Consider the following 12,307-nt stretch of genomic DNA (forward strand, 5'->3'; position numbering starts at 1 on the left):
CGCCGATCGTCGAGACCCTATTCGCCTCCTTGAGCGCCTTGACCACGTACGGGTTCTCCGTCGAGTTATCCGTACGTGCACCTGATCCGGAGCACATCGCCCGGCTCGAGCGCCGGGAGCGTCTCGATGGGCGCGTCGTACGAGTACGAGCGCTGCCAGCCGAACTCCCACGTCGGCGCGTGCCAGGCTCGCCGACCAGCAGCACCTGGGCGTGCTCGGTGGAGCCATCATCGATGGTAGAGCGCGTCGGGTTCGCCGTGACGGCGCAGGGCGCCGGCGGTCGTGCCGAGCATGTCGACCTCTTTCTCGGTGGTGTGCGCCTCGAGCGCGACGACGTCGCGAGAGGCGTCGTCGAGCAGCCCGTGGGTGCGGATCGGCGTCGCTTTGCCGCCGACGGTGCAGCCGGTCACATGATAGACGTCACCGTGCCAGAGCGCGCCGAGGCGATCGGCTTGCCAGCGCAGCCGGGACGTCGGTCAGAACTGCTTGAAGAATTTCCACGACTCGATGGGAATCCAGTTCGGATTGCCGTCGATGTTCGTGTGCCCGCCGCCGAAGGTGCACACCCGCGTCGGGTGCTCCGGATCGCAATCCTTGAAATCGTAGCAGCTGTACGCGCCGTTTGACGTCGGGATGTTGTCCGGGATCGTGCAGCCGTTGTCTTCGGCTTTTTCGAGGGCGATGAACTTGGCCCCTCTCTTTTGACCTTCGTTGTTCACCCAGGGGCAAGTCCCGTCGCTCATGCCCGTCGTGTGCATCCAAGCAATGGGCTTATGTGTCTTTTCAGGCAACCAGATGTTGTAGTTGGCCGGGGCGATGCCCACGGCCGCGCGGATTTCCGCTTGATGGTTCGTCGACAGCGAATAGGTGATCATCCCTCCGAAACTGAAGCCGGTCGCGAACACGCGGGTCGTGTCGTAGCAGACATTCTCATTCATGAGCGCCATGATGTCGTCGAACAGCGCGTGGTCCTTCTCTTGCCACGTCGCGCCGTCCGAGGAGGGGGCCACGAAGATAGCTTGCTCTCCGTCGGCCTCCAGCTGCGGCTTGAGAAAGTAGAAGTCTTGCCCCTTGACGTCTTGATAGCGGCTGCCGATCCAGTGGGAGGTGTAGAACAGCCGGTAGGGCTTGTTCATGTCGTAGTTCTTGGGCATATCGACGTAGTACACGCGATTCTGGCCCGAGCTCGAGATCGTATACTCCTTGCTCGTCAGCGTGGTCGCCTTGCCGCACCCCGCGCTCGGCACAGGCGCGTTCCCCATGGGAATGGCTCCCTCGGGCCAGCCGCCCGTGCCAGCGCCGCCGGTGCCGGTGCCGGTCGGCTCAGCCCCGCCACTCCCGCCGCTGTTGTCACCGCCGGTCCCAGCCGCGGTGGTGACGCTAGAAGAGGTCGCAACGCCGCTGCCGCTCGCGCTGCTGACGCTCGTGCTACTGACGGAACCGGTCGCCGTCGCTCCGCCCCCTCCGCCCTCTCCGTCGTTGTTCGAGTCGGACTCGGCGGGGGTGCATGAAATCGCGACCCAACTCGCAAGGGTGACACAAAAGGCGAGTCGGCTGAACGTTTGATCTTGCATCACAGGTCTCCTACGTACCGCAATCAGGTGAAAAGGAAACAAAACGATTCGAGCGTTTCAAGGGCGACTCGCCACACTCACCTCAGGTGACAGAACGTTCCTCACGGGATCCGCCGCCCTGGCAAAGTGCCTCCCACCCGGCTCGGGCGAGCTCCCGGACCGGGCCGATGTGATGACACCGGTGCGCCCGAGGAGCGTCTCAGCACGGCCCTCCGCAACATAGGTTCCCTCGTTCCCGAGCTTGCCATCCGGTCGCTGCGCCAGCATCGCCGGCTCCTTGACGAAATCATCTCCAGTGGACAGCACCCAGGATTCCACGACAGCCGTCGAACAAGCGAGGTTTGTCGCGTCCTCATTGGATCGCTCCTGGCAAAGCGCCGATCACCATCGATCAGCGATCGCTTCCGTGACGACCGAGCGAACAGGATCGGTGTAAAAATCAACCGAATGGACCAGATTGACGAAGGGCTCGGTACTCAGGAGGACCCGAGCATATCGAAACAAAAGGATGGGCCTCGACTTGAATGTGAACGCTCACATTGCCGGTGTCAATTCCAATCGACGGGCCCGCGGGTATCTCCGGGCCCGGGGGAGGACATGGCTGGCAGGGCTCCTTCGGAGCGCCGCGTTAAGAGGGGTGGGCGCCGGACCGCGGCCATCGCCGGACTGCCCGACCATAATCGTACTGCCAGCGTGTCATGTTGCCGCGGCCGATGCGGAAGCCGTGCCGGTCGGACTCCACGTCTTGTCGGTGGCAGGGCGTGTGGTCGTCGAGCTCGTGGACGAACAGGCGGGAGAAGGGGCTCGGATCGGCAAGGCGCCTGTCCATCGGGCGCTCCGGCAGCGCGGCGATCATCACCGGTCCGCCGCTGCCCGCGATGGGCCAGACGGTCTCCATGGGGCCGCGACGCCGGCAACGCCGCCGGTGGAGGGAGGGCGCCGCTATTGCTGCGGCGTGGCCGGGTGCGCCGTGCTGGCGGGCGCGCTTCGCCCTGCGCGCCGCGTCCGGAGCCGCGCGACGCGGCCCTGCACGTCGTCGGCGAGCACGTAGAACGCCGGCACGACGAGGAGGCTGAGCGCCGTCGAGACGAGCAGTCCCCCGATGACCGCGGCGGCCATCGGAGCCCGGATCTCGGCGCCGGGGCCGAGCGCCAGCGCCGACGGGACCGCGGCCATCAACGTCGCGATCGAGGTCATCAGGATCGGGCGCAGCCGCACCGGGCCGGCGCGGAGCATCGCCGCGCGGGCGTCCATCGCCTCCCCTGCCCCCTCGCCGTGCCCGCCTCGCACTTCGATGGCGTGATCCACCAGGATGATCGAGTTCTTCTTCACGATCCCCATGAGCAGGAGGATCCCGATCATGCTGAAGATGTTCAGCGTCTGCCCGGCGAAGAGCAGCGCGAAGGCGGCGCCCGCGATCGACAGCGGCAGGATCGTCAGCACCGTGACCGGGTGCAGGAACGAGTTGAACTGGGACGCGAGGACCATGTAAGCGACCAGGATCCCGAGCGCGAGCGCGAAGAGGAGGCCGCCCATCGACTCGCGGAACGTCACGCTCGCGCCGCCGAGCACCAGGCGGTAGCCGGCCGGCAGGTCCCGTCCGAGCGCCTCGACCCGCGCGACCGCCTCGCCCTGCGAGCGCCCGGGCGCGACGTTGCCGAAGATCGAGATCGCGCGCTCGCGATCGCGGCGCGTGATCGCCTGCAGCGCGGGGAGCTCCTCGTAGCTGACCACCGACGTGAGCGGCACCAGCGCCCCCGACGCGCTCCGCACCTGGATGCGCGCGAGGTCCTCGGGCCGGCTCCGCTGCTCCGCGAGCAGGCGCGCGCGGACGTCGACGCGGCGCCCGTTGTCGTTGTACTTGGCGATGCGCCCGCCGCCGACCAGCGTGTTCAGCGTCGTCGCGATCGACTCGACGCTCACGCCGAGGTCCGCCGCGCGCGCCCGGTCGGGCACGATGCGGAGCTCGGGCATGCCGAGCTGGTAGTCCGTGTCGAGATCCACGACGAGGCCGCTCTGGGCGAGCTCGCCCCGGATGCGCTCGCTGTGCTTCGTGAGCTCCCCCCAGTCGGGGCCGCGGACCGAGAACTCGACCGGGAACCCGCGCTGGGCCGTGAAGCCCGACTGCGAGAGATCCTGCACCACGGCGCGCAGGCCGGGGTAGCCGTTCAGCTCCTTGCGGAGCACGCCCTGGAGCTCGGACTGCGAGAGCTCCCGCTCGTCCGCCGGCTTCATGGTGACGAACAGGATGCCCCCGTTCACGCCGCCGCCGCCGCCGAAGCCGCCGACGACGGAGAAGACGCGCGCCACCGCCGGGCTCTCGCTCACGAACCGCTCGGCGCGCTGGAAGAGCCGATCCGTCTCCTCGATGTCCGAGCCGACCGCGGTCTGCAGGCGCACGAGGAGCCGCCCCTGGTCCTGCGAGGGGACGAACTCCGTCGGGAGCCGCTGCATGGTGACGACCGCGCCCGCGAAGAGGCCCACGCCGAGCAGGACGACCGCGACGGGGAACCGGAGCGCCCGGAGGAGCATCCAGCCGTAGCCGCGGGCGAGCGCCTCGAAGCCGCGGTCGACGAGCTGCCCGACGCGGCCCCGGCCCTCGCGCGAAACGTCGAGGATCTGCGCGCAGCGGGCGGGCGCGAGGGTGATCGCCTCCAGATACGAGAGGAGCACGGCGATGCAGAGGGTCACGCCGAACTGGAGGAAGAACCGGCCGACCACCCCCTCCATGAAGATGATCGGGATGAAGATCGCGACGACGGCGAGCGTCGCGGCGAGCGCCGCGAAGGTGATCTCGGCCGTGCCCTCGCGCGCGGCGCGGACGCGGTCCTTCCCCCCCTCGGCGTGCCGGTGGATGTTCTCGAGCACCATGATCGCGTCGTCGACGACGATGCCCACGGCGAGCGAGAGCCCGAGCAGCGTGAAGGTGTTCAGCGTGAACCCGAGGAAGTAGATCGCGGCCACGGTGCCGAGCAGCGACATCGGGATCGCCAGCACGACGTTGATCGTGCTCGAGAGCGACCCGAGGAACATCCAGCAGACCAGGGCCGTGAGCGCGATCGCCATGCCGAGCTCGAGCTCGATCTCGTGGACCGACTCCTCGATGAACTTGGTCGAGTCGAAGTTGACCCCCACGCTCATCCCCTCGGGCAGGGTCTTCTGGACGTCGGCGAGCGCGGCCCGGACGCCCTTGGCGACCTCGACCGCGTTCGAGCCGCGCTGCTTCCGCACGCCGAGGCCCTGCGCGGGCTCGCCGTTCACGCGCGCGAGCCGGCGCACGTCCTCGAAGCCGTCCTCGATGAGCGCGACGTCCTCCAGGTACACCGTGGCCCGCGCCGACGACGGCGGGCCCGCCAGCGCGCCGCCCGCGGCACCTGGTGGCTGCGCGGCGGCGCCGGGATTGCCCTCGGCGATGACGATCTTCTTGAAGGTCGCGAGGTCGAGCGCCTCCCCCATGACCCGCACGTTCACCTCGCGCCCCTCTGTCTCGAGGCGGCCGGCGGGGAGCTCGATGTGCTGGCGGCGCAGGGCCTCGGTGACGTCGGCGATGGTGAGCCCCTTCGAGGCGAGGCGGTCGGCGTCGATCCAGATGCGGACGTTGCGCTCGAGGTAGCCGCCCAGGGTCAGCTCGCCGACGCCGGGCACGGTCTGGAGCTTCTCCTTCAGCCGGTAGCGCGCGATGTCGGCGACGAGCTGGGGGGAGAAAGGGCCGGAGAGCCCGACCCACATGATCGGCTGGTCCTCCGGGTTCGTCTTGGAGACGACCGGCGGGTCGAGGTCGAGCGGCAGGTTGCGCTGGGCCTGGGAGATCTTCGTCTGCACGTCCTGGAGCGCGACGTCGACGTCGCGCGACAGGTCGAGCTCGATGGTGACGGAGGCGCTGCCCTGGCGCGACGTCGACGTGATCGACCGGATCCCCTCGACCTGGACGGCCGCCTCCTCGAGCGGCTCGACCACGTCGTGCTCCATGATCTCGGGGGCGGCGCCCTCGAGCGTGGCGGAGATGGTGATCGTCGGGAAGTCGACGTCGGGGAACTGGCTGATGCCGATGCGCGAGACGGCCACGAGGCCGAAGACGACGGTCGCCGCCATCAGCATCCAGGCGAAGACCGGCTTCCTGAGGCACGCTTCGGTGAGGCTCATGGCGCGCTCCGCGTCGAGCTGGCGGGAGAGGTCGCGGGCGTCGCGCCGGCCGACGAAGGCGGCGCCGCGCCGGCGGGGGCTGCCGGCGCCGCAGCGCCGGCCGACGAGGGCGGCGTCGCGCCGGCGGGGGCTGCCGGCGCCGCAGCGCCGGCCGACGAGGGCGGCGTCGTGCCGGCGCCCTCCGTGGCGTGCCCGGCGGTCTGGCCTTGGGGCAGGCTGCCGGGCGGCCCGACGCGGACCTGCGCCCCCTCGCGCAGCGCCTCTGCGCCGCGCACGACGAGGCGCTCCCCCGCGGAGAGCCCCGCCTTGACCTCGACGCGCCCGTCCGGCGTGCGCAGCCCCAGCGAGAGCACGCGCTCGCGCGCGGTCGTGCCGTCGACCACGTACGCGAGGAACCCGCGCTCGCTCGGCCGCACCGCGGTCAGGGGGATCACCGGCGCGTCGCCGCTCGCGCCCACGGGCACGGTCACCTCGGCGAACGTGCCGGGGCGGAGCAGCTCCTTGCCCTCGCCCTGCACCTCGCCGGTCACGGCGACCATGCGCGTCGCGGGGTCGGCCGCGTCGGCGACGTGGGTCAGCTTGGCTGTGTAGGTCCGCGCGTCGCCCTTCACCTGGAAGCGCGCTTCCATGTCGGGCCTGACGCGCGGGGCGTCGGGGCCTGGGATCTGGAAGCGGAGCAGGAGCGGGTCGCGGCGGAGGAGCGTCGCGAGCACGGTGCCGACCGCCACGTGCTGGCCGGTCTGCACGGTGCGCGTCTGGATCTTCCCCTGGATGGGCGCGCGCACGTAGGCGTCGCGCAGGTTCAGGAGCGCCTGGTCGACGGCGATCTTGGCCTCGGCGACCTGGGCGGAGGTGATCGCCGATCTCGACCGCCACGACGCGACGTCTTCCTTGCTGAAGACGCCCTCGGCGCCCTCGGCCTCGCGCCGCTCGAGCCCCGCGGCGGCCTCGGCCTGCGTGGCCGTCATGCGGTCGAGCGTCGCGCGGGCCGCGCGGACGGCGAGGTTGTACCGGGCGGGGTCGATCTCGACGAGCACCTGCCCCGCCTTGACCTCGTCGCCTTCCATGAACCGGACCGCCTCGACGACGCCGGCGACGCGCGCGGTGAGCTGCACCTGCTCGAACGCCTCGACCGTGCCGACGGCGGGGACGGCGTACTCGACCCGCTCCGCGGCGACGGGCACGACCTCGACAGGGAAGCTCGTCCCCTTTCCGGGCTTGCGCCCCTGCTCGGGCGAGGCCTCGTCGCCCTTCTTGCAGGCCGGAGATCCGAGGAGGACGAGCCCCGCCACGAGGGCGAGCGCGGCGACGCGAATTGGTTGGAGCGCCATCGAGTTCGAGGCTTAGCGCAACTGGCGGCCCCGTGCGCGGGGTTCGGCGGGTTCGGCGGCGGCGTCACGCCGGCAACAGGCCGCGATGGGAGGTGCGCCGCGCTTCGGAGGGCGCCGCGCTTCGGAGGGCGCCGCGTTTCAGAGGGCGCCGCGTTTCAGAGGGCGCACGTCCCGCTTGCCTGCGTCGCGCGCGAACGGAGATTGGCTGCGGACGATCCCTCGCCGGGAGCGCCCTTACAACCTGCTCTCCGGCTTCCGCGCGGTCAGGGGCGGAGCCGCGCGCTTTGCGCCCCCCGCCCGCGGGGCCGGGAGGGCGCTCGCGGCGGAGCTCGCCACGGGGCTGGAGCTCGCCGCAGCTGGCGGCGCCGCCGGCGGCCAGCGCGTACACCGGTACTCCCCGAGGATGATGTGCTCGCGCCTGCACCGGATCGAGATGTCCTCGCCCCGCACGGCGATACGAAAGCTCCGACCGAGGGAGCTGCGCTGGAAGCTGATCAAGAGCTCGTCACACGGAGCCTGCACGCCCTCGCACGCCTGGGCCCGCGCCATCGCGTCCACCTCCGGCTCCTCCGCCACGAAGTTGTGGATGAGCAACAGCGGCACCGCGAGACCCGCCATCCAGAGAAGAAACGAGAACAGCTGCTGCAGTACACGTCCCATGAAGACGACGTTAGGCCTCCTCACCGACCGAGGAAATCGATTTCATCCGTGCTCTTTCGAAATGCGCTGCGCTGGGCGACCGCGGTGCAGAGCTCTCACGTTCGTTTCACGAATTTTCCCTAATGATTTTTTGTCGCTGCTCGTAAGAGCTCCACCGCGGCGTTCCAGGTCGCACTCAATGAGCCACTTAGGTCGATTTTTTGACGGAACCGACGCGCCGCTCGTACGCGTGTGACGCGCCTCCAGGTACATGCCGAGCACCTCATGTCGATTTGCTGGCAGATCGGGCGGGCTGCTCGTAAGCAAGTGGCCCGCCCGCGCCACAACATCGAGCTCAGCAGCAACAAAGCCGGGTTCCGCCCGGCGCGCACAGGTGCGCCGCAGCGCGCGGAGGCACGGTAAGTGCCGCGTGAAGCGCTGCCCTCCCCAGCGTTTCGGGCGTCGCAACATCCACCTCGACGTGCGTCGCGCCCTCCGTCGGCGGGTCGGGGGGCGCGAACGGCACGCGATCCGGTCGCCCGTCGGCGCCGTGGACACCAGTTTTGAGAGCGGATTTATTGACTTTAAAGCCTGTCGGTAAAAACCGACGTCGCGAGGAGGTCGGTCACGCCTGCCGCTCGCCCGCAACTTCCCTCTTCGGAAACGCGCATTCCCGCGCCCCTCGGCTCATCGCCGAACGCTGCAGACGACCCACCGCATGGTCCATCCACGCACAACCGGCTTTGGTCCGCGACTCGAAGGTTACTGATCGGGCTCAAGCGAACCGCGAACCGCTTCTCGCGCGGCTCGCTCCCAATCCGAGCCGAACAGGCTCTCCATGCACTGGAGCGAGACCTGGTACAGCTCGGGCGGCCGCTGCCCGCCAGCCAGCGCGGCGGAGCCCATCGTGTGAAGTCGGCGCATCCGCTCAACGTCCTCCACGGTGATGGTCGTGAGGCCCTGCACGCGCCCGTTCACATGCTCCATCATCGCCCACTCGGCGGCGCTCAGGGTGTTCTCCCAGGCGGATGGATCCACCCCAAGATCGGCGTCGCCGCGCTTCAGCGCGCAGGCAAGAAGGTAGATATAGCCAAGGGCGAAGACCTGAGCATAGACCGTCCATGCGAGCTCATCTTCCAGATCTTCTTCCGCGTCGTTCCGCTCCTCGTGGGTCATGGCGTGGACTGTACTTCCGTGCCGAGGGACTGCCAGCTGCGGGAACCGCTCCAGGCGCGCGGCCACGGGGCATCCAGTCGCCATCGGGCATCGATGTGCGCATCACCGGCCCGTCGGTGCTCGTGGTCGCGCTCGCCTTCCGGATCCACAACCGGAAGGGACCGACCGGACGGTGGCGCACTCGCCGGTCTCGGCGAGCGATGGGGCGCTCGCGGGCGTTAGCGTGACGTCGGCGAGGGCCGCGCGCGCGCCGGCGTTCACCTCGAACCCTGCAGACGCTCCGGAGCGAAGGCGCAAACCGCGGACACCGGCCGTTGAGCGTGAAGGTTCCAGATGACAGGCGCCTCTCGAGCGCAGGCTCGACCAGCCGTGCAGCGTCGATGCCGAAACCCGCGCCCAAGCGCGAGTTCCTTCGCCGATTCGCCGCTCTCGCGCCACGCCCGCACTCGCTCGGACCACATACAGCGCTTACCCCGAGCAAGACGGCGCAGGCCGGCCCAACACGCCGAAGTCGGCTCCCATGGCCGCGTGAGATGGCCGTCTCCCCGGCTTCATTGACTTTCCCGCCCAGCGGATGACGTATCACCTCCTTTCAGTGCTCGCGCGCATCGTTCAGCCAAAGCGTGTATTTCTTGAGCCACTTGAAGCGATTCATCACTATCCAACCCCCGCTCGACCAGCCGGTTGATTCGCTTGACCACCTCAAGGTTTCCCGCTGAGAAGTCGGCCGTTCCAACGCCGAGCTTGCCCGCCGCGTGAAGCTCGACCAGTTGCTCGTATGCCCTCTCGAACGACGCGAGATACTCAATCACCATCCGTCGGTTCGCCGTCACATAAGCCCATGCGGCGACGACATCAACCATAGGCGCACCGTTGTAAAAATCGACCAAAAGCCCCTCAACGTCCATAGCAAATCTCTCCACCTGACTCGCACGGCACCGCAACAAGCTCACCAAGCCTACACTAAAATCTAGTCATCACCAGAGCAGGAACAAACATTTGGAAACGGCAGACCGCCAAATAGATAATAACAATCGTCACCATTGGAATAATGATACCCACACATGAACCCAAGCACAAGATCATTACATGAAACCAACCTCCCATTGCCGCCGTCAGGCTTGTATGGCTGCACAGCGAGCGCGACGCATCCAATTCCCTTTGCCAAGCACCGTTCTGAACACGTGGCACCGTGATCCGACTTGGTGCAGAATACCTTTAGACCCGCTTCATACGAACCAGCATCTTGCAAGGGACCGTCATCTTGTGCCGGACCGTAACCGTGTGCCGGACCGCCTTCGTCCGGGTGCCTTGGCTCTGTGCTGCTGCATTCGGGAGGCTCGTCGGCGCCTTGTGGTTCGGCTGACGCATTCCCGAAGTCTCCGGAGCCTGTCGTCGGGATAATGACACCACCGCCGACGCCACTCGTTTCCTCACCGCGGACCCAGCACTCGCCTACATCGTAATTGCAGCCTGCAAGGCTGAGAAGCAGGACAGCGAAAGCTTTGATCATTTCGAATCCACTTCATACTTCCAAACAGGCCCAGCAGTGACCATCGCCACCAAGCTGTCCTGCAGAACACGGCTATGTCCGCCGATCCAATCCAGGTTAGCGCTGACGGAAGCCCCAAAAGCTTCGGAGAAGTACCAGTCGGCTTGAGCGTGGCCCCCCGGAGCCACCCCTACCACTCGGCTGCAGATCGTGATGCCGCAAGCCGGCATCCAATAAACCGACATGGACGGGCCGAGGCTGACTTTGCCTGTCTCCCAGGCGTACACAAGGGCAACTGCCGTGCGATGATGGGCCCCCACCCGCTGCCCGGGCAGGATGCTTAACATGTTGTGAACTTCGAACAGGAAGTCTCTCTCTCGGCGCCAGAGCAGTCCGGCGAAAGGACTCACCGCAAGCTTGGGGTCGGCCCCGATCTGGATCCCTCCCACGCCCACGCCACCACTGAGCTCGAAAGCCTTTGCCGGTCACGGAACGACGATGAGCGCACAGATACAGCTGCACAGCACGAGTGTGCGCGCATTCGTCTTCAGCCCGTGCCCCATGTCTTCCCCCCGACTCCGGATGCTCCTCCCATCGGACGGCGGCGTCAACGCCTGAATCAGTTCTCGATTATGTTCTTATTAGAACTGCGCCCCTGGCGAAGCCGGACGCCTCGGGCTTCGCCTGCCGGAGATTGCCGCGACAAAGGGTGGCGATGAGGTCGTCCTCCGGATAGCTGTCATGCCACAGCCCGAAAGCCCAAGGCGGCGATCGCGGCCGCTCGCCCGATCCTGCTCATGAGGCCCTCCTCGGCCATGGCTCCCCGATGTCACGACGTCGCGCAGGGCATGAGAGTTGAAGATCTCAGCCGGCGAGCTCTCGCTACTTGCACGGAGGGCAGTCCCCGCCGCAGTCAGCGTCTTCCTCTTCGCCGTTCCTCCGGCCGTCGCTGCAGGTGCGCGGCTGACATTCCCCAGCGAAGCAAATGCCACTCTCGCAGTTCTCATTGGTCCGGCACTTGTACCCGTCTGCACATGGGTAGCAGCCGTAGCCACAATCCACATCGGTCTCGTTGCCGTTCTGCACGCGATCAAGACACCTGTCGACCGAGCATGTACCGTCTGGCCCGCACACGCCCGTAAGGCAATCGTATTTGTTCTTGCACGGCTGCGTTATCCTGCACGGATCGCAATGACCGCCGCAGTCCGTGTAAGTCTCGCCGAAATCAGGATCAAGCATGCCGTTCTTGCACTCGAGAGGGATGCAGTTCCCGAGGAGAGAGCAGTACAGCATCGAGTCCGCGCAGTCCGCATCGTACAAACATGTAACCTCCTGACCACTGCCATTGCAGAAGCCGGAGCCGGACGGCGCAGGGGAAGGTGCCACGTACTTGTTGACGGGCCCTGTTGGATCGCAGACGTCTTCGGTGCACGGGTTGCCGTCATCCAACACATCATCTGGGTCGCGCTCGGCGACACGTTGCCCGTCATGGCAGCGGGTGATCTCACAGTCGCCTCGATACTGGCTCCTCGACGTCTCGAACAGCTCGAGCTCGCAGGCGCCCTCGATGCAGGCCATCTCCCCGCATCTCGGGTCCACATTATAAGGGAACGCACAGTCCGTGGTGGCTCGGCACTCGGGCGGCGGCGTGTAGGTAGGTGGCGGAGGGTCCGAGCAAGCGAGCCAGGACGACGCGACGATAGGCACCGCGAGCACCGCGGGGAAACTCCTCTGTCTGTTCATGATCCCTCGTGTCAGATGTCTGGGCGGTCGATGTACAGCGGGCACGAGACGCAGGGCCCGCCGCAGTCGAGACCGGTTTCGTCGCCGTTCATCACTCCATCGCTACAGGTCGCCTCGCGGCACACGCCATCCACGCACACGCCGCTCTGGCATGACTCGTGGGAGCTGCACTTCATTCCTGGCTCACAGGCGGAGCACGATGGAGCACC

Annotated in this window: 7 protein-coding genes and 1 pseudogene; all 8 read right to left on the reverse strand. The window is 67.4% G+C overall.

The window, feature by feature from the left end; all coding sequences use genetic code 11:
• Nucleotides 1-199: 199 nt before the first annotated feature.
• Nucleotides 200-476: pseudogene (locus WME85_RS33550) on the reverse strand (DDE-type integrase/transposase/recombinase); the annotation flags it as partial.
• The gene (locus WME85_RS33555; protein ID WP_437827182.1) at nt 477-1,574 is read right to left on the reverse strand and encodes an alpha/beta hydrolase family esterase; all 1,098 of its coding nucleotides are present in this window, start codon (nt 1,572-1,574) and stop codon (nt 477-479) included.
• Between the two features lie 628 nt (nt 1,575-2,202).
• The gene (locus tag WME85_RS33560; protein ID WP_437827183.1) at nt 2,203-2,472 is read right to left on the reverse strand and encodes a hypothetical protein; all 270 of its coding nucleotides are present in this window, start codon (nt 2,470-2,472) and stop codon (nt 2,203-2,205) included.
• A 44-nt stretch (nt 2,473-2,516) separates the two neighbouring features.
• Nucleotides 2,517-5,717 (reverse strand): efflux RND transporter permease subunit, encoded by a 3,201-nt coding sequence (locus WME85_RS33565; RefSeq protein ID WP_437827184.1) that lies wholly within the window; start codon nt 5,715-5,717, stop codon nt 2,517-2,519.
• The gene (locus WME85_RS33570) at nt 5,714-7,048 is read right to left on the reverse strand and encodes an efflux RND transporter periplasmic adaptor subunit (RefSeq protein ID WP_437827185.1); all 1,335 of its coding nucleotides are present in this window, start codon (nt 7,046-7,048) and stop codon (nt 5,714-5,716) included. The genes WME85_RS33565 and WME85_RS33570 overlap by 4 nt, the downstream gene beginning before the upstream one ends.
• A gap of 234 nt (nt 7,049-7,282) precedes the next feature.
• Nucleotides 7,283-7,708, reverse strand: coding sequence for a hypothetical protein (locus WME85_RS33575; protein ID WP_437827186.1), 426 nt, complete (start codon nt 7,706-7,708; stop codon nt 7,283-7,285).
• A gap of 741 nt (nt 7,709-8,449) precedes the next feature.
• On the reverse strand, nt 8,450-8,863 hold the full coding sequence (locus WME85_RS33580) for a hypothetical protein (RefSeq protein ID WP_437827187.1): 414 nt from the start codon (nt 8,861-8,863) through the stop codon (nt 8,450-8,452).
• A gap of 551 nt (nt 8,864-9,414) precedes the next feature.
• Complete coding sequence (locus WME85_RS33585) at nt 9,415-9,771, reverse strand: hypothetical protein (protein WP_437827188.1); 357 nt, start codon at nt 9,769-9,771, stop codon at nt 9,415-9,417.
• Between the last annotated feature and the right edge of the window lie 2,536 nt (nt 9,772-12,307).

It is taken from the genome of Sorangium sp. So ce1153 (assembly GCF_051521595.1).
Taxonomy (GTDB): domain Bacteria; phylum Myxococcota_A; class Polyangia; order Polyangiales; family Polyangiaceae; genus Sorangium.

What these genes read in the sequence shown, in the direction of transcription:
- WME85_RS33555 (WP_437827182.1), bottom strand. Translation starts at nt 1,574, where the DNA reads ATGCAAGATCAAACGTTCAGCCGACTCGCCTTTTGTGTCACCCTTGCG.
- WME85_RS33560 (WP_437827183.1), bottom strand. Translation starts at nt 2,472, where the DNA reads ATGGAGACCGTCTGGCCCATCGCGGGCAGCGGCGGACCGGTGATGATC.
- WME85_RS33565 (WP_437827184.1), bottom strand. Translation starts at nt 5,717, where the DNA reads ATGAGCCTCACCGAAGCGTGCCTCAGGAAGCCGGTCTTCGCCTGGATG.
- WME85_RS33570 (WP_437827185.1), bottom strand. Translation starts at nt 7,048, where the DNA reads ATGGCGCTCCAACCAATTCGCGTCGCCGCGCTCGCCCTCGTGGCGGGG.
- WME85_RS33575 (WP_437827186.1), bottom strand. Translation starts at nt 7,708, where the DNA reads ATGGGACGTGTACTGCAGCAGCTGTTCTCGTTTCTTCTCTGGATGGCG.
- WME85_RS33580 (WP_437827187.1), bottom strand. Translation starts at nt 8,863, where the DNA reads ATGACCCACGAGGAGCGGAACGACGCGGAAGAAGATCTGGAAGATGAG.
- WME85_RS33585 (WP_437827188.1), bottom strand. Translation starts at nt 9,771, where the DNA reads ATGGACGTTGAGGGGCTTTTGGTCGATTTTTACAACGGTGCGCCTATG.